Genomic DNA, 19,025 nt, shown 5'->3' on the forward strand with positions numbered 1-19,025 from the left:
AGCGGGTTACAAAAATACAATGTCATGGATAATCCCTTCGCCAAACCTCTCGTCAATGAGGCACAATACCTTGGATTTGTGTAGCATAAGTTCCTTTTTTAAAGGACCGGAACTGATCCTGGCATACAGCACCTTTTCCTTTATGTACAAATGAGTGGTTCTGTCTAACACTGTTTTGCCCATAAGGTCTCCCCAGTGGTGAATAAGGGTTTTTTCTGAAAACCTTTCCTTAAGCCGGTAGGTCTGCAGCAATTCCTCAAAAACCTCCTTGAGGGGAGAAGCTTGGTTTTTCCTGTAAGCGTCTTTTGGCAGGTTCTTCATGATTTAAAGATAACACCAAATTTTCAGACAAAAATTCTGGAGGCAATATAATCTGCCAGAAGCTTTCCTTTTTCAGTAAGCACAATCGCTTTTGAACTACAGGAAATCATTCCCCCCTCTGCCAATTGGGCGATTTCCTTTTGTTTCAACGTCATGATATCCAGCTGATAAAGTGCTCTTAAATGGTCTATATCTATACCCCAGATGGTTCTTAAGGCAGTCAGCAGGTATTCATTGATCCGGTCGGTGGGCGAGAGGAAGTCTTTATGAAAAGCCAGTTCGTTTTTCGACAGGGCATGGATATATTTAGGGTTATGGGCCACGTTATGCCCCCGGTTTTTACCATCAAAAGAATGCGCCCCGGGGCCTATTCCAAGATAAGGAATGCCCCTCCAATAATTGCGGTTGTGCAAACCGAACATCCCTTCCTTGCCAAAATTTGAGATTTCATATTGTATATATCCCGAATTCTTCATGGATTTCTGCAGCATTTCAAATTCCTCTGCCATAAAATCCTCTGAGGCGGGACTGAAAGAGCCCTTTTCTGTCCAGTTGCCCAAAGCTGTTTTAGATTCTATGGTAAGGCCATAGCTGCTGATGTGCCCGGGATCCTTTTCAATGGCCAATTCCAGGTCCCTTTCCCACAGGCTGTGGTCTTTATAGGGAAAACCAAATATCAAATCGATGGAAAGTTTTTTGATACCCCCGTCTTTGACCAGGTCAATGACATTCAGGGACTGCTCGGCGTTGTGGCTTCTGTTATAAAATTTCAGAATGTCATTGTGGAAGCTTTGCACACCTATGCTGAGTCTGTCGATCCCGATATCCACATATTTTTTTACGGTGCCCCCATCCAGGTCATCCGGGTTGGCTTCGACGGTCAACTCTTTTAAATCTAAGCTATAATATTTATGGACGGTTTCCAGGATTCCCTCAAGTGCAGGTATGGGAAGAATGGACGGGGTGCCGCCTCCGAAATAGATGGTTTCGATGCTTTGGTCCGAGTTCAGGTAGTTTTTCCTCAGCACGATTTCTTTTTTTATCATTTCCACCATCTCAGGTAAATTTTTTCGGTTGGTGCTAAAATGGAAATCGCAATAGTGACAGGCTTTTTTACAGAATGGGATATGGATGTATATACCGGCCATTTCGAGGAAATTTTATGCAAATAAACACAGAAAGACTGGAGCAAACTACCTTCCGGCCTAAAGAATATGGTGTTTGGCAAAAGTCATCTGTAGATCACACCTATGACTGGCTGGCGGATTTTATTGGTTCCATGATTTAGTTTTTATGGTTTATTGGATTAATTTTGGAAAAATAAATTTCGGGGTGACATTTTCAAAAATAATATTGTATAGGGAAATAGCCTCCTTACCATCGGCAATCAGCAGCATTTGTCTGTAAAATCAGACTACCAGCCCCGGTTTGGGGATAAAATCAGGATAGCTAAAAATATTCATATCAACATGAAATCACTTAATCATTACCTGTTCGTACTTTTAATTATTGCGATTATTCCATTTTCGGCGAAGGCACAGATGGATGTGAAGAAAAGCCTGGTGGCAAAAAATGCCGAAGTGGTGAAAGCGGGAGATGGCTACTCTTTTACGGAGGGGCCCGCTGTGGACCGGCCTGGCAACGTGTATTTTACCGACCAGCCTAACAATCAAATCATAAAATGGACTTTTTCTACAGGCGAACTGAGTGTATTTTCCGACGATTCAGGACGCTCTAACGGATTGTACTTCAACAGGGAAGGGGATCTTATTGCCTGCGCCGATATGGAAAACCAGCTTTGGTCTTTTGATGCAGACGGAAACCATACGGTGCTGATAGAAAATTTTAAAGGGAAAAAGCTCAATGGTCCCAATGACCTGTGGATAAATCCAAGAGGAGGGATATACCTGACGGATCCGCTATATAAAAGAAATTATTGGGAGCGGGATCCGGAAATGCAGCAGGATGGAGAGCATCTTTATTACTTGAGCGCAGATGGCCTGCAGTTTTTTAGGGTGGACGAAAACCTGGTAAAACCTAATGGGCTGGTAGGTACCCCTGACGGCAAAAAACTCTATGTGGCCGATATTGGTGACAACAAGACGTATGTTTATGATATTGAGGAAGATGGTTATCTTTCGAACCGGCAATTGTTTGTGGAAATGGGTTCTGATGGCATGACCATCGATAATCGTGGCAATGTTTATCTTACCGGGGATGGCGTTACCATTTTTAACAGCAAAGGAGACAAAATCGGTCATATTCCCATTGATGCCAAATGGACAGCCAATGTTTGTTTCGGGGGGGGAGACCGCAAGACGCTCTTTATTACAGCCATGGATGCTGTGTATACACTGCAAATGAAGGTTAGGGGAGTTTGGTAAGATTCAAATTTGGCCTGTTTTTTTTGTTTGTCCTGGCTAGTGGGGGTAAAGCTTTTGCCCAGGAGGGGTTCACTTTGGAATATGGCATTCTCGGGGAAGTCGACAGGCAGGGTAGTCTATCATTCGAGGATTCGCTTTCCAGATTTCAGTATGTCCAGGAATTGTTGGGGGAATTACATGCCGAGGGGTACCTCAGCGCCTGGGTGGAGGACACTTTCCATGAGGGCCACCGGATGCAGGCCAGGATACAGTCAGGCAAAAGGTTTACCTGGCTGTCATTGAACAGGGGTAATTTGGAAGACTGGATTTTTCTTGAAGGGAGAGTTAATCTGAGCGATTTTCAAAAACGTCCTTTCAAATACCATGAGGTGCAGGATATTTTCACGGGATTACTGGAGGTAAGCCAAAATAATGGATTTCCGTTTGCCAGTGTCAGGCTGGACAGTATCCGGGAGCAGGAGGGACAATTTGAAGCCGCCATCAATCTGAACAAGGGACCGTTTATTTCATTTGATACACTGGAAATAACCGGTGGATCGAAAACCAACCCTGTTTTTTTGGCAAGGCGACTGCAGGTGGTGCCTGGTGATCCGTTTTCACAAAAAAAAATTGACCGGTCTATCAGAGCGATCAACAACATCCCTTACATCAAACTTTCAGGCGAGCCACAACTGAGCTTTCAAAATGAGGAAGCCACCTTGTATCTACCTGTGGAAGATAGAAGAATGAATACGCTGGATGGGATCATCGGTGTTTTGCCCAATGAAATAGAAGAAAACAAATGGCTTGTCACGGGCCAGTTCGAATTGGAATTATACAATGTTTCGGGCAAAGGCCGTGATTACGGCATTCACTGGCAGCGGCTGACCCAATATACGCAAAACCTGCGTTTAAACGCTGTTGAACCTTTTGTACTGGGTTCCAAGATAGATTTAAAAGCTTCCTTTTATTTGCTTAAAGAAGACACCACCTTTTTGAACAGAGACTTTAGAATGGATGTTGGGTATCGCATTGGTCCTCAGACTTATTTGAGTTTTTTTAACAGAAGGCAGGCTGGAGACCTGCTGGCGGTTTCAAGGTATTCGGAGGCGGAGCATTTGCCCGATGTGGCGGATTTCAGATATAACAATTACGGTTTAAGTTTCACTTTCAGCAAGCTCGATGATGTGTTCTCACCGCGGAAGGGTTGGTTTTCTGAAACGATGATAGGGTTGGGCAACAAAAGACTGCTTGAGAATACAGGGTTGCCCCAACGCCTCTATCAGGACCTTAAAATGAATACCTTTCAATATTATTTTCAAACCGAGCTTTCTTATTATGCGGACTGGAGAAAATCGTTGGGCACGTTGTTTAGGCTACGGGCGGGAGAGATGGATAATCCCAACCTATTGTTGAATGACCTGTTCCGGTTGGGCGGGCTCAGAACCATCCGGGGATTTAACGAGAACTACTTTTATGCGCAAAGGTATTTTTATTTGAATATTGAACCCAGGTATTATTTTGATAACAATTCTTATTTTTTGATTTTTGCCGATGGCGGTCTATTGGAAAATCATGTAATCAATGCCGGCAGGGACATGCCGGTCGCTTTCGGCGGAGGTTTTAGTCTGGAAACCGGCAGCGGTCTGTTCAACTTTATTTACGCTGTGGGGCAATCCAATACCCAGCCGATTGGTATTAATTATTCAAGGATTCATTTTGGCTATACTGGCCGTTTTTGATGATAAAGTTTATCAGGTTGATATTTGCCCTGTTTATTTGCTTTGGGGCTTCTGGTTTTGACTGCCTTTTATATGGGCAAGTCCTGGAAAATTATGATCCCCACATTGCGGTTTCTCAAAACGCGAAATTTTTTGAAAGAGCCGATAGGTTAGATGTGACAATTGACCTGGTCAAATTCCCCCAAGCGGACCTCAGGATATCGATGCCCGCCGACGCAGCACTATTTTTTGGCGGGGAATTATGGGGGGTGAGCCCCCGGGATACCGTGCTGTATATAAATATGAAGGATTTGGTTGCTCATTTTTCCCATGGCAACAACCAACTTGAGTTATCTATCTTCAAAAAAAGAATCCGGAAAAATGAGGTTTCTATAAGCAAGGGTATATTTGCTGAGGCCGGAAGAGAAAATGCAACCACGGAAATGGAAGACCAGAGCAGAAGGGAAAAGGATATGATGAAGGAATTTTTTTTTCTGGCGATATTGCTGATTCTTTTTTTAGTGGCCTTATTACGGACCGTATATCCATCGGTCTTCGCCGTGCTGCTGCGTTCGCGATCCGTGTTTTCTGCTGAGGATTTTTGGGAATCCGCAGGCCTTACAAAGGTATACTCTTCCGAATTGCTGTTTTTCATGATACTTGTCAATATGGCCGTATCATTGTTGCTGATGGTTTTCTTCAGCATCCTCGAAATCCCGGTATTTGGGATATACATTGCTGCAGAATTGAACTACCTGTTTTTGGTGTGGCTCTCGGCATCTGTCCTTTTGACAATTCTCGCTTTTCTGAAATTTGTTTGGATCAAAATCAACACTTTTATTTTCAGTTTATGGAAATTTGAACTGCCCCATTTCTTTTTTCTTTTAAGGGTAAAAGGATTGGGTATGGCGGCAGTGATTTTTTTGCTGATCGCGTTGTATGCTAATGATATGATGAGGGATCAAACCTACTTGATTTATGTGCTATTGGGCTTTTTGATATTTTATTTGATAGGCATATTGGTGCTGCTTACATGGATGACAAAAAAAATTGAATTTAAGATTTATCATTTATTTTCTTACCTTTGCACCGCTGAATTGATTCCCTTTTTAGCGATTTGCAAATGGGTATTGGGATAAAGGAAAATTAAATAGTAAGATGACTCAATCAACGAAAGACAGATTAAACCAGGTAAGAAGTATTTTGGTTTCACAGCCTAAACCTACTGATGAACGGTCTCCTTATTTCCAACTGGCTGAGAAGTACAAAATCAAAATTGACTTCAGACCGTTTATCCAAGTTGAACCCGTGTCAATTAAAGATTTTCGAAAACAAAAGATTGAAATATTAAATCATACCGCAATCATTTTCACGAGCAGAAATGCCATAGATCATTTTTTCAACATTTGTCAGGAACTTAAGGTAGAAATGCCTGCGGACATGAAATACTTCTGCATATCTGATCAGACCGCCCATTATCTGCAGAAATACATAGTAATCAGGAAAAGAAAATTGTTCGTGGGGGGAAGAACGGCTTCCGACCTCTTCGATTATTTTAAAAAGCACAAAAATGAAAAATATCTTTTCCCATGCTCCGATATCCGCAAGGAAGATATTCCGGACTTTTTGAAGGAAAACAACATAGCTTTTACAGAGGCGATTATCTATCATACCGTAGCGGCTGACCTCTCCGATCTCAAGGACATTAAATATGATATCCTCGCTTTTTTCAGTCCCTCGGGGATCAAGTCGCTTTTCCAGAATTTCCCTGACTTTAAGCAAAACAACACGAGGATAGCCGCCTTTGGCCCCACCACCGCTCAGGCGGTAAGGGACCAGAACCTGATTCTGGATATTGAAGCCCCTCTTCCTAACGCTCCAAGTATGACTGGAGCACTGGAATTGTATATCAAAAAAGCCAATAAAATCTGAAATCTTTTAAATCTTTTTCAAGGTAATTTCAGTTAAAATGTGTAGAATAGGTTTTCAAATGCAAAATATCTTTTACACATGACAAAAAGAAATTACTTGTATGCCTGTGTTTTTTTTAGTTTTGTGATGTTGGGACAGGCCCATGCCCAACAAGATGCTCAATTCACACATTATATGTACAATGGTCTCTTTTACAACCCGGCATTTGCGGGCAAAGACGGAGGCCTTTCTTTTTCAGCGTTGCACAGAAGCCAATGGTTAGCGTATACGAGTTCGGCAGGAACCGGGGGAGCTCCGAATACCCAGCTGCTTTCTGTTTCCGGCAGCTTGGATAAAGCAAAGCTTGGGTTTGGACTTGTGCTGGTCAATGACGACATAGGCCCTACCAACAACCAAGAAGTAAACCTTTCCCTCGCTTACCATCTGAACATAGGACGGGGCGTGTTGCGGTTTGGTGCTTCCGGAGGTTTTTTTTCAAGTACGGTGAAATACGACGAATTATTTCCGGTAAACCCGGATCCCAACATACCTCAGGGGGGTAGGGAAAACCAGATCAATACACAGGTGGCTGTTGGTCTGATGTATGACAGGAGCAACTTTTATGTGGGAGCGAGCAGCAGGCATTTGAATGAGCCGGAGTTTGACTTTGGAGACGGGGCATTTGGCAATCGTTTGGAAAACCATAATTACTTAATGGCTGGATACAGGATAAACACTTTTGCGCTGTTCACTATAGAACCAAGTATATTATTAAAAACAGTCTCTTTGAATAATTTTTCGTATGATGTAAGCGTTATAGGCACGTACAATAAAAAAATAAGTGCGGGGTTAGCCTATAGAGGAGAAGAGTCTGCTTCCGTCTTGTTGGGGTACAGTTTATTAAGGGATAATTCGCTGAGATTAGGATATGCATTTGATCTTGTAGTAGGAGGTCTTGAAGCCAAATCACCCACATCGCATGAGTTTATGTTGATATACGATCTCCCTCAAGTATCAAGGGAATTGGACAGGGTGATTCAGAGAACACCACGGTTTAGGTTTTAATATTTCACATATTAATTACATAAATAACTTGTGTTTTTCTGATAATTTCTGTTAAATTTCGATTTAGTCGCTCGATTAAATGGTTGGAAATGAATGTAGTTAATTTAATGTCATTTATGTTGAAAAAAATGAATTCGCGTTTTTTGACCTTGATTTTGGGCCTTTCCGCGATGATCTTACTGCAGGGCTGTGGGCTTTTTGGGAACAAGGGTACAGCCAGCGAAAAACTTAACCGCAGAGGTGAAGTGACAGGTGTACCGAAAAGGTCCGGATGGCAGCAGGCGTTGCCATATCAGATGGCCCCCGTAAAGGCCGGTACTTTTTGGTTGGGACAGGCCGATGAAGACATCGCTTTGAGCATGTCTTCCCTCAATAAGCAGGTTACTATTTCGGAGTTCTTTATGGATAAATATGAGGTTTCCAACAACAAATACCGACAGTTCTTGGAATCGGTGAGAATGGGGGACCTGGCATTGGGAACGCCCACCACCCAGGCTGACCCTCCGGAATTCAACATAGAAGAATTGCTCCCGGATACTACAGTTTGGTCTATGAGCTTCACACACCATTACGGTGATCCTCTGATGGAGTATTATTTCGATCATCCAGCCTTTGACGATTATCCCGTCGTGGGCGTAAGTTGGGATCAGGCCAAGAAGTTTTGTGAATGGAAGTCTTATCACATGAACGCCAATGACAGGTCGGAATACGACATGCCCAAATTCAGGCTGCCTTTTGAGGCTGAATGGGAATATGCTGCCAAAGGCGGGAAAGAAATCGCAAAATACCCCTGGGGAGGGCCCTATCTCAAAAACAGAAGAGGGTGTCTCATGGCCAATTTCAAACCGGGAAGGGGAAATTATATCGATGATGGCTTTGCGTATACCGCTCCTGTCGATGCATTTGCACCCAATGGATTCGGTTTATATAATATGGCAGGCAATGTGTCAGAATGGGTGGAAGATGCCTACAACCCGGCATCAGGAGCTCTGATATGGGATATGAACCCTACCTATTATGATGAGAACGAGCCGAGAAAAGTCGTACGTGGGGGGAGTTGGAAAGATGTTGCCCATTTTCTGGAAACCAGTGCCAGAAATTATGAGTACCAGCATGTGCAGACCGCTCATATTGGCTTTCGCACTGCGATGACGTTTATAGGCAGATCAGGCTCTATGGACGTCAAATCCAACAGAAGAAGCAGAAGATAAACATAATTGATTAATTATCTAACTATAATCACTTATTTATAAAAACCAGATAATAGATAATACTATACACAAAAAGTTTTTTAGAAAAATATGTCAACAGAAAAAAACAATTCGTTCGCTCATAAATTTTATAGCACCATAATGCCGAAGATCTACGGTATAGGTGCCGCTATTGTAATCTTGGGTGCCATGTTTAAAATATTGGACTGGCCCTTTGCTTCATTGATGATCGGTGTGGGACTTACAACTGAAGCAATTATTTTCTTTTTGTCTGCATTTGAACCCAAGGCGGAAGACCTTGATTGGACAAAGGTGTATCCTGAATTGGGAGAGGAGAACACCGGTGCTGACCCTTCCAGAAGGAGAACTGCTGTGGCACCTTCTGACCAAACTTCTCAAAAGCTGGACGAAATGCTTGAAAAAGCCAAAATAGGTCCGGAACTGATTGAGAGCCTCGGTAAAGGCATGCAAAATCTTGCCAGTTCTACAGAGAAAATGAGCAACTTATCCGATGCAGCATTGGCCACAAACGACTATGCTAACAATGTAAAAAGGGCTTCACAGACCTTGATTAACATCAATGAATCTTATTCTAAAACAGCGGTGGCACTCTCTGAGATGACATCTGCAACCCAGGATGCAAAAGCATACAGGGACCAAATCTCCACTGTGACTAAAAACCTGGCGGCTCTTAATTCAGTTTATGAGGAAGAATTAAAAGACGCTAACACGCACGCCAAAACCATCAACAAGTTTTATTCCAACGTCACTGCTGCTATGGAGGGGATTACCGAAGCGGGCAAAGAGACGGAGGCTTTCAAAAATGAGTTGGCCAAACTCAACAGTAACGTGAATGCCCTTAATAAAATATACGGTGGAATGCTAACCGCGATGAAGGGATAATTCGCTCTTAACGGTTGGTATATGTCAAACTTGAATTTAGTAAAACTTACGAGATAATATGGCGGGTGGTAAAGAAACGCCAAGGCAGAAGATGATCGGGATGATGTACCTGGTCCTCACCGCGCTTTTGGCTCTGCAAGTTAGTAATCAGATATTACAAAAATTTGTACTCATAAACGATGGTCTGGAAAGAACTTCAAAAAACTATATACAGAAGAATGAGTTTTCGGTAAACATTATCGCATCCACGGTGGAACAGCAAGGAAGCAACGAGTTGGATCTGCCCAAAGTAGATGCTGCCAGACAAATCAGAACGATGAGTGCGGATCTTTATCAGTATCTGGAAGATCAAAAGAGAAATTTGATAGAAGTGTCCAATGCGATCAATGACGAAGGGGATTTTAAGACCGCTGCATTGAAAAACGTGGATATTCCCGGGAATATATTCAACAACAACAGGATAGGCTATGAAATGCAGGAAAGGCTCAACAGCTATCCTGACGAAATCTCCGGAATTTTAGCGGGCCTGGGAATCAATCTTACGTTTGAAAATCTTGCAAAAGATGCCAGAGACATTGACTTGTTCAGGAATAATGTCGATGTCAATTATAAAGATTATGTTAATCTGAATTATGTAAAATCCCCAATCGGGGCGGTTTTAGCTATCATTAGCCAGCATCAGAATGAGGTGCTGAATGTGGAAAGCGAAGCGCTTACTGCGATTACCAACTCCCTGGGATCTTTTATTTTCGAAGCAGATAAATTGATGCCCCGTGTGGCTGCCAACTCTAATGTCGTGGCGGCAGGCACAAAGTTTGAGGCAGACTTGTTCTTGGCTTCCTCCTCATCTTCAGCAGAACTTAGAATGTCGGCTGACGGTAGGGAAGTTCCGGTCGTAGATGGATTTGGTAAAATCGAGTTCAACGTGGCCCCCGCATCTAATTATGACGACAGGGGCTTGGCCCCAAGAATATTGAAAGGGGAAATTACAGTTCCGATAGGCGGAAAGGACAGCTTATTTACAATCGATTACGAATATTTTGTTGCCCAACCCGTCATCAAGGTATCCTCCGAAGTTGTGAATCAGCTTTTTGCAGAGTGTGCCAATGAACTGTTTATTGATGTCCCTGCCCTCGGGAATTCCTATGCACCGGACTTTTCGGTCAGCGGAGGACAGGCGATCAGGGGATCACGTCCCGGAGATGTAACCATCATACCGGGGTCATCAGGGAAAGTTAATATCGGTGTATCCAGTGGAGGGAATAGGATTGGATCTGTGGAATATGATATAAGGCCGGTGCCGGCACCTACTATCAGACCCTATAGTGGAGACAGGGCCATAGATTTGCAAAACCCTTCAGCAATCAGTGCGCTGAGTAATTTTAAAGTCAGGGCCATACCGGAACCGACTTTTGGACGGACCATGCCGAAGGATGCCAACTTTGAAGTGACGGCTGGGGAAGTGAGATTGGTGAGAAATGATGTGCCGAGAGCCACCGTTAACATAAGCGGTGAGGATGTGGCCATCCGGACCAGCCTGCTGGCCCAGGCGCAGCCCGGGGACAGGTTGGTGGTTATCGTGAATGAAGTGACACGAACCAATTTCCAGGGGAATAAGATCAAAAGCAGCGTGAACGAAGTGTTTCCTATTTCATTGAGATAATATAATAGAAATCAATTCGTTCGAATGTAAAGGAAGGGAGCAAGTAAATTACAAGAAGTCATGAAGATATCATTTAAATCAATTTTGTCAGCCTGCCTGCTGATTGCTTTTGTTGGCTTGGGTGGAGCGGAATTATGCGCTCAAGATGCCGCCAGTAGCCAGCGCCCAGCTTTAAATGGTGATAACGAGTTCGATATTGATACCGTTTATTCTGTTTTGCCGATCAGAGAAGACGATAAAATGTATCAAATTGGCGTCTGGAGAAGAATTGATCTCAGGGAAAAGTTTAACCTTCCTCTGTATGGAACCGGTGGCTTAAAAGCGGATGGCATTATTAATAATATTTATAATGCCGTGGTAAATGAAAATGCTTTTGAAATATTTGCCGATGAGGAATTTACCCAACCTCTTTCCATAAGTGAGTTCCAAAGTAATTTTTGGATCGCCGCAAATGGAGACAGTGTATTCGTAAAGGATCTTTATTTTCTTGATTTTAAGGAAGATTTTCTCTTTGATAAGCATCGTTCGGAAATAAAATTTGATGTGAAATATATCGAATTGGTAATGCCTTCCGAAACCAACGCGGGAGCTGGGCAACAAACCATCGCCTTTATCCGGTACAAGGATTTTTATAACCATTTCAAAGATCATCCCGATGCCAAATGGCTGAATTTTCAGAATTCATCTAAAAATATGTCCTACAGTCAGGCTTTTGATTTAAGGCTTTTTAGATCTGTAGTAAGAAAATACACCAATCCCGATAATGCACTGATTGCGGATATGGTTGATCCGGACAGTCCCAATCCACAGCTCCAGGCGTTTCTCAACTCGTTGGAGTTTGAATATGGACTTTTGGAATGGGAAAACACCCTTTGGGAATGGTAAGAAAAGAAGAAAAGCGGGATGAACGTCCCGCTTTTTTTATGAATGATGAAAAGCGTGCCAGAGTTTTTCAGCTTTGTCCGGTCCAACAACCGTAATCAGGTCTTCTTTTTTCGCTTCTCTTATTTTTTTCACGGATTTGAATGCTTTCAAGAGCTTTTGGGCAGTATTTTCGCCAATGCCTGGTATGGAAGTAAGTTGCGTGCCAAACGCATTTTTGCTTCGGACATTCCTGTGAAAAGTAATGGCAAAACGATGCGCTTCATCCCTTATCTTCTGCAGCAATCGCAATGACTCTGATTTTTTATCGATGAACAACGGATAGCTGTCTCCGGGGAAATAGATTTCTTCCAACCTCTTGGCAATCCCTATAATGGGGACCTGACCATAAATCCCAAGGTTTTTTAAAGCCTGGACTGCCGATGACAATTGCCCCTTCCCCCCGTCAATCACAACAAGTTTGGGCAAAGGTTTAGCCTCCTCCAGTAGTTTTTTATACCGGCGGCCTACCACTTCTTCCATACTGGCAAAATCATTAGGTCCCGTAACAGTTTTGATATGATAATGCCGGTATTCTTTTTTTGCGGGTTTGCCGTCCATGAAACAAACCATGCTGGCTACCGGATTGGCTCCTTGAATGTTGGAATTGTCAAAACATTCTATATGATCGGGTAGTTGGAGCAATGACAGGTCCTTTTGGAGCTGTTTGAGGACACGGTTCTTTTTATCACGGTTTTCACCGGATGCCAGTGCTTTTTCCTTTTTATAATAGAGGGCATTCTTTAAGCTGAGGTCAACGAGCTTTTTTTTATCTCCTATTTTTGGCAGGGTGATCTGCAAACCTTCCACGGCTGTTTCCAGGGGGGTGTTTACAAGAATTTCCCTGGCGTCGCTTTGGAATTGATCCCTTAAGTGGATAAGGGCGGTTTCCAGCAGCTCAGCGTCCGGTTCATCCAGTTTCTTCTTAAGCTCAACCGTTTTGGTGAGGATGATCGCCCCGTTTTTTATTTTCAGATAATTTACAAAAGCGAATTTTTCTTCGCTGACAATGGAAAACACATCCAGGCTGCTCACGTTGGGATTGATCACCAGAGACTTTGCCTGGTACATTTCCAATAAGTCCAGTTTTTCTTTATAATGCTGCGCCTCTTCAAAAGCCAACTTTTCTGCCGCCTCCCTCATTTTTTCCTTAAAATGGGATTTGGCAACGGCTAAATTTCCCTTGAGAATGTTTTTGGCCTGTTCTATGTCCTGAAGGTAGTCGTGTTCTTTTTGCAGCCCTTCACAGGGACCCAGGCAGTTGCCGATATGATATTCCAGACACACCTTGTATTTTGAGGTGGCGATTTTCCCGGGAGAAAGATCCAGTTTGCAGGTTCTGATATTGAAAAGTGAACGGATAAGGTCCAATACGTTGTGCATTCCCCTAACGCTGGCAAAGGGACCGAAATAGGTTCCTTTGGAGGGAATTACCCTCCGCGTGGGAAATATCCTCGGAAAATGCTCTTTTGTAAGAAGCAGGTAGGGATACGTCTTGTCATCCTTGAGCAGGACATTATATTTGGGTTGTGATTTTTTAATAAGGTTGTTTTCCAGCAGTAAAGCATCGAATTCCGAATTGACAATGGCAATTTCGATCTTTTTGATCTCCTTTACCATTCTTCTTGTTTTGTGGTTGATACCGGAGCTCTTGATGAAGTAGCTGGAAACCCGCTTTTTCAAGTTTTTTGCCTTGCCCACATAGATGAGCTCTCCTTCCTTATTGTAGTACCTGTAAACTCCGGGAAGGTCCGGGAGCAGGGGATAGTCCTCAGGTTTATAAGAAGGGGATAACATGTCCATCATGGCATGCACACACTGTTTTTCGATTCAAAAATTTTCATGGAATGCCACTGGATTTTTTAGAAATCCGTGCTTGTGGCGTCATAGTCAAATTCACCATAAATATCCCTTTCAAGATCATATCTTGAGCAGTCTATTTCTATACTCAAAGGTCTCTCCGGTCTTGGAAAGGGACCTTTTGTGATACCCAAAGAAGTGTCATCGTATACTTTTGCCATGAAATTTGACCAAACAGGACGGGCTGTCCTTGAGCCCTGCCCACTGATCCAACTCCTGAAATGTATGGCACGGTCATCACCGCCTACCCACACGCCGCTTACAAGGTCCTTGGTCACTCCCATGTACCAGCCGTCTGAAGCGTTCTGTGTGGTGCCGGTTTTGCCCCCGATCTCATTGCCTTCATCTCTCAGGGCCCAGGGGATTCCCTGGCTGGTACCCCCCTCTTCCTCCGTGCCGCCACGGAGCATATAAAGCATAATATAGGCGTGTTCCTCACTCATGGCAGGCTTCTTTCTTGGCACGAATTGATGCAGTACATTGCCGTTTTTGTCCTCTATCCTGTCCAGATACATAGGGGTAATATGCTCGCCCTTGTTGGCAAAAGTGCCGAATGCGCCCACCATCTCCAGGATGGATACATCGCTTGTCCCCAATGCCAATGCGGGGACTTCATCAAGCTGGCTGCTGATGCCAAGCCGATGAGCGGTTTCTACCACCACTTTAGGACTTAATTTTTTCATCATATAAGCGGTGACAGAATTGACAGACTGCGCCATGGCCTTGCGGATGGTCATCCTCTCATGGGTGAATTTGTTATTGGAATTACTTGGTCTCCATGTAGGCTGATTGGGGATATTCACCTCTACAGGTTGGTCAATTACGGTGTAGCAAGGACCATAGCCGTTTTCAATGGCGGCGGCGTAGACAAATGGCTTGAAGGTGGAACCCGGCTGCCTTTTCCCTTGCTTCACATGGTCATATTTAAAATGTTTGTGATTGATCCCCCCGACCCAGGCTTTGATGTGTCCTGTATGGGGATCCATGGAAACAAAGCCCGCCTGAAGGTATTTTTTATAATGCCTCATGGAATCCATGGTACTCATGAGCGTATCAATTTCCCCTTTTTCCCATGAAAACACCTTCATTCTTTTTTTCTCGTTCAGCTTGTGATTGATGCTGTCCATGTTGTCACCATAGCGGTTGCGCAGGTTCCGGTAAGCTTCTGTCCTTTTCACTGCGGTTTCTATAAAGTTCGGTATAGGCCTGCCCCGATTATCAATCCATGGCTCCCTGTTCCCTACCTCTTTTTCGAATCTTTCCTGAAGACCGGGCATATGTTCGGCGACGGCTTCCTCTGCGTAACGCTGGATACGGCTGTCAATGGTCGTGAAGATTCTGAGTCCGTCACCAAAAAGGTCATAGTTGGTACCATCTGCCTTCAGGTTTTCACGGGTCCATTTCAGCAAATCCGCTTTTACCACTTCCCGAAAATAAGTGGCGAGCCCCTGATTGTGGTTTTCAACCTGATATTCCAGTTCTATGGGCAGCGATGATATGGAATCATATTCGGCGGCGGTAATAAAGTCATACTTCCGCATTTGACCCAGAACGGTATTCCTTCTCCTCATGGCATTATCCGGGTTGTATACCGGACTGTAATAGGATGGTGCCTTGAAAAGACCCACCAGGGTTGCAGACTCCTGTATCGTCAGTTCATTGGGCTCCTTGTTGAAAAAGGTCTTCGCCGCTGTCTTGATTCCATAGGCATTGCTTCCGAATTCCGAGGTATTCAGATACATGGTAAGGATCTCGTCTTTTGTATAAGACCTTTCCAGTCGTGCCGCCACGATCCATTCTTTTGTTTTGATGATCAACATGCTGAGGCCGGGAACCCTGCTCAGGAGTCCCTGGGAAGCCTGGGTTCTGGTTTTAAAGAGGTTCTTCGCGGTCTGTTGACTCAGTGTACTGCCCCCACCCGCACTTTTCTGACCCAACAAAAGGGTTTTGAACAGTACCCTGGACAAACCTCTTGCATCAATCCCCGAATGTTCTTCAAACCTGATGTCCTCTGTAGCCAATAAAGCTTGGATGACGTTGGGAGACAATTCATTATATGTTACAGGACTTCTGTTTTCCCGGTAATATTTACCCAATTGCACGCCATCAGCCGAATATAGTTCCGAGGCCAGTTCACTTTCGGGGTTTTCAAGCGATTTGAATTCAGGGATCTCCCCAAACAGCCCCAGGAAATTAACACCGACAGCCAATACAAAGATCACAAGTCCTACTATTCCTGCTATAAATACCAGCCATAAATACCTGATGATCTTATCATCGTTGAGCTGGTAACTCATTTTATTCTTTTTATTCATTTTGATACTTAATAAGAGACTTTGTAAAAAGCCCTGTATTCTTCTATGTCTTTTCTTTTATTGAGTTGCTGGAAATTCTCAATCGAGATTACAAAACTACTCTTTTTTAACTCCTCAGTTAAATATTCTGTGTTAAAACTATTTAAAAACTCTTTCTGATAGCTGATGGATCTGTTGGCATTTGAAAACGGGCTTATAATCAAAATGGTGGTTTCACGGGTAAGGGCAATGGTACCGGTTCTTAAACGGTCATTCGGGAATTTTTGTGTGTGGAAGTTCTCTAAATCTGCGGTAAGGTTCTTTGCCTCCGAAGCCACGTCGGGACTCAACGTCAATATAAAGATGTGGGTTTGGTTTTTGTTGTCCCTATAAGGAGACTGATCTCCCTGATCACTTTCGGATTCCTTGTTTCCTTTTTCATCCAAGCCATTTTCTTCCTGAGAAGATTCACTTGTTGCAAGCTGACCCGGTTGATCTGCATCAGGGTCCCCCTTGACTACTGCCTGGAGCATTTTTGTGGCAAGCTCCGACAGATCTTTGTTTGAGGCATTGTTTACGTAAGTTTCCAGCCTTTCTCTGTATAAATCCAGGTGTTCGGTCTTTCCGGTGATTATGATGTCCAATAGAAGTAACCTTTCAGCATTTTTTGAAAGTGGATAGGCATCCAGCGAGGTCCTTATGATGGATCTAGCTTGGGCATATTCCCCGTTTTTAAACAATTCATAAGCCTCTTTATAGTTTTGGGCAGATTCAAAATTGGCCTGAGACCCTGAAACTTCCTCGGGATTATTGATTGATTTGGTGTATTGGGATTCGGGATATTCGGTATTGAGGAGATTGTCAAACCGCTTAAAATCCCCTCCCAGGTCTTTGTGGGCGAGATATAGGGTATAATATGCTTCGGGCTTTTTAGGTGAATGGGGATAGTTTTCTACCAGTTTTTCCAGGTATTTTATCGCTTCTTTCGGTTCTTTGAGATCGAAATAAAGAAGCTTGCCAAGATTAAAATAGGCGCCTTCCATTTCATCCATCATGAGGTCAATGCTTTCTTGGTCTTTGGGTATATGGCTCAGGAGGGTTGCTTTATCAGGAAGTTGTGAGGCCAAAGGTTGTTGGTCTTCAGCATCTTCCCCTGCAGTGGTTTCCAAAGCTTCATCCGGATCCCCTGAATCCGTCGCTTCAAGAGAATCATTTGACGACCGATCCTGAAAGCTCCGGTTACTTCTTCTCCAGTTGTCGGTAAGAGAGCGGTTACCCCACACTCTGGTAAATTCCAAAGCGCCTCTTTGCATCGCCACGGCGTTGTCCCAATAAAAAGACGAGCCTGAACCTCTTCCCCCAAATGCCAGCAGATTGTCAAAGATGCCAGCCGACTTTTTGGCATTGGCCAGTTCTGCTTCTTTGATCAAACGGTCTTCTTCACTTTTGAGAAATTTTTCCACAAAGACCTCTTGCTCTTCAGGACTGAGTTGGCTCAACCGGATAAGACTATCGTTTTTCTGAAGGAGTTCATAGTTGTCCGCGTATTGATCAAATATTTCTTTCTGCATCGCCAAAGCCGCGTAATTCCTGTCGGTTTCCCTGAAATTCTGAAGGGCACTGTCCAGGTAATATTTGGTGGTGAGGTAGTCGTTTTTTTTATTGAGGAATATTTCCGCCAATTCCTGATAGATATACCCTTTTTGTCTCTGATTTTCATTCGGTTCTTTGGCTGCCAAAGTCAGTAACCTGATACCTTCCTCAGTCTCTCCCTGATTGAGTTCAAACTTTGCTTTTTCATAAAGCACTACATCCCTGAATTCTATGTTTTTCCGGTCCTTATATAAGTCGTCATAATAGGTCCTCACCCTTTTAAGGTCCTTGCTTTTCTCAAGTTCAGCCACCTGTTGGGAATACAGTTGGGCAAAGAAAGTCCTTTCGTAATTAGGGCTCCCATTCAGTGATTTTTGATAGTATTCATAGGCAAAGGCATCAAGTCCCGCTTTTTGGTAGAGTTGCCCCATGATGAAATTAAGACGGGAACTTTCTTTTTTATTGTCGGTAAATTCCAAGGCTTTATAAAGAGACGGTACGATCATGTCCTGTTCCCCCCTCGTCTCGTAATAGTAGGCGAGGGTCTTATAAAGATATTGCTTGTTTTCTTTGCTTATACGGGTTTCTTTAGACAGATAGTCAATGACATAAGCAGCATCGTCAAATTTTTTCAGATCTATGAATGACCTGAGGAGTTGGATTAAGGCAAGATGCCGGACGTCATCCTGTTTGGCATTCACATTGAGGTACTTAAAAGTATTTTGTGCCTCATCAAATTCACCTTTATAATAATCGATCTTTCCGACAAGAAAATAAGAGGGATTTACCCATTTGCTGATTCTGTGCCAGTCGATGGCTTTGGAGGCCATTTCTCTTGCTTCATTCAGAAGATCTTCCTGGGATTCTACGATGGCACTGTCTATGGGAAAAAAAACCGGTAAAACCTGTGAGAAGTCCTCTCTGTATGCGTTCTCCACCTCGTCTTCAAACGCTGATATTTTTTCCTTGGCAAAATAATAGGCGTTGAACCGGGCCGTTGTATTATGATAGAGCCGGTTAGTAAAGGTGTTTTTTTGGGAGGAGCAGGAAAACACCAGGCTTGTACCCAAAAGGGCAACCGCAAACAAGAGTATTTTGTTCAATTTATTATGATTTGAAATCTCTGCCAAATTAGCTCTTTTGAAATAAAAACTTAAATGCTGGCATTTAAATTCTATTTTTGTAGAACATAACTTAAC

At 43.4% G+C, this 19,025-nt stretch carries 14 protein-coding genes; 9 read left to right on the forward strand and 5 right to left on the reverse strand.

Features of this window, described 5'->3' with window-relative positions; translation table 11 throughout:
- Positions 1-6: 6 nt before the first annotated feature.
- Together ACFPFU_RS11335 and hemW are read right to left on the reverse strand one after the other, a co-directional pair.
- Positions 7-321 carry a DciA family protein gene (locus ACFPFU_RS11335; protein WP_377064546.1) on the reverse strand — a complete coding sequence of 105 codons (315 nt, stop codon included), beginning with the start codon at positions 319-321 and terminating at the stop codon, positions 7-9.
- Positions 322-344: 23 nt separating this feature from the next.
- A complete protein-coding gene (hemW, locus tag ACFPFU_RS11340; protein WP_377064547.1) occupies positions 345-1,469 on the reverse strand; it encodes a radical SAM family heme chaperone HemW in 1,125 nt (374 codons plus the stop codon).
- Positions 1,470-1,790: 321 nt separating this feature from the next.
- On the opposite strand from hemW, the gene ACFPFU_RS11345 reads away from it, so the two are divergent.
- The 9 genes from ACFPFU_RS11345 to porN all read left to right on the forward strand — a co-directional run bounded on the left by ACFPFU_RS11345 (position 1,791) and on the right by porN (position 12,043).
- The gene (locus ACFPFU_RS11345; protein ID WP_377064549.1) at positions 1,791-2,705 is read left to right on the forward strand and encodes an SMP-30/gluconolactonase/LRE family protein; all 915 of its coding nucleotides are present in this window, start codon (positions 1,791-1,793) and stop codon (positions 2,703-2,705) included.
- A complete protein-coding gene (locus ACFPFU_RS11350; protein ID WP_377064551.1) occupies positions 2,699-4,426 on the forward strand; it encodes a BamA/TamA family outer membrane protein in 1,728 nt (575 codons plus the stop codon). The genes ACFPFU_RS11345 and ACFPFU_RS11350 overlap by 7 nt, the downstream gene beginning before the upstream one ends.
- Complete coding sequence (locus ACFPFU_RS11355; protein WP_377064553.1) at positions 4,426-5,544, forward strand: DUF4271 domain-containing protein; 1,119 nt, start codon at positions 4,426-4,428, stop codon at positions 5,542-5,544. The genes ACFPFU_RS11350 and ACFPFU_RS11355 overlap by 1 nt, the downstream gene beginning before the upstream one ends.
- A gap of 19 nt (positions 5,545-5,563) precedes the next feature.
- A complete protein-coding gene (locus ACFPFU_RS11360) occupies positions 5,564-6,337 on the forward strand; it encodes a uroporphyrinogen-III synthase (protein ID WP_377064555.1) in 774 nt (257 codons plus the stop codon).
- A gap of 78 nt (positions 6,338-6,415) precedes the next feature.
- Positions 6,416-7,381: a PorP/SprF family type IX secretion system membrane protein gene (locus ACFPFU_RS11365; protein WP_377064557.1), complete on the forward strand. Its 966-nt coding sequence runs from the start codon at positions 6,416-6,418 to the stop codon at positions 7,379-7,381.
- A gap of 116 nt (positions 7,382-7,497) precedes the next feature.
- Entirely contained in the window at positions 7,498-8,592 is a 1,095-nt protein-coding gene (gene porK / locus ACFPFU_RS11370) for a T9SS ring complex lipoprotein PorK/GldK (RefSeq protein ID WP_377064559.1), read from the forward strand.
- Between the two features lie 90 nt (positions 8,593-8,682).
- The gene (gene porL, locus ACFPFU_RS11375) at positions 8,683-9,495 is read left to right on the forward strand and encodes a type IX secretion system motor protein PorL/GldL (RefSeq protein WP_417574905.1); all 813 of its coding nucleotides are present in this window, start codon (positions 8,683-8,685) and stop codon (positions 9,493-9,495) included.
- A 58-nt stretch (positions 9,496-9,553) separates the two neighbouring features.
- Positions 9,554-11,158 carry a type IX secretion system motor protein PorM/GldM gene (gene porM, locus ACFPFU_RS11380; protein WP_377064563.1) on the forward strand — a complete coding sequence of 535 codons (1,605 nt, stop codon included), beginning with the start codon at positions 9,554-9,556 and terminating at the stop codon, positions 11,156-11,158.
- Between the two features lie 60 nt (positions 11,159-11,218).
- Positions 11,219-12,043 carry a type IX secretion system ring subunit PorN/GldN gene (porN, locus tag ACFPFU_RS11385; protein ID WP_377064565.1) on the forward strand — a complete coding sequence of 275 codons (825 nt, stop codon included), beginning with the start codon at positions 11,219-11,221 and terminating at the stop codon, positions 12,041-12,043.
- Between the two features lie 36 nt (positions 12,044-12,079).
- Here the strand turns inward: porN and uvrC are convergent, their stop codons facing one another.
- The 3 genes from uvrC to porW all read right to left on the reverse strand — a co-directional run bounded on the left by uvrC (position 12,080) and on the right by porW (position 18,929).
- Entirely contained in the window at positions 12,080-13,876 is a 1,797-nt protein-coding gene (uvrC, locus tag ACFPFU_RS11390; RefSeq protein WP_377064686.1) for an excinuclease ABC subunit UvrC, read from the reverse strand.
- Positions 13,877-13,941: 65 nt separating this feature from the next.
- On the reverse strand, positions 13,942-16,254 hold the full coding sequence (locus ACFPFU_RS11395; RefSeq protein WP_377064567.1) for a penicillin-binding protein 1A: 2,313 nt from the start codon (positions 16,252-16,254) through the stop codon (positions 13,942-13,944).
- Between the two features lie 8 nt (positions 16,255-16,262).
- Positions 16,263-18,929, reverse strand: a complete 2,667-nt coding sequence (porW, locus tag ACFPFU_RS11400) for a type IX secretion system periplasmic lipoprotein PorW/SprE (RefSeq protein ID WP_377064569.1) — start codon at positions 18,927-18,929, stop codon at positions 16,263-16,265.
- Between the last annotated feature and the right edge of the window lie 96 nt (positions 18,930-19,025).

Source organism: Negadavirga shengliensis (assembly GCF_042652345.1).
Lineage (GTDB): Bacteria > Bacteroidota > Bacteroidia > Cytophagales > Cyclobacteriaceae > Negadavirga > Negadavirga shengliensis.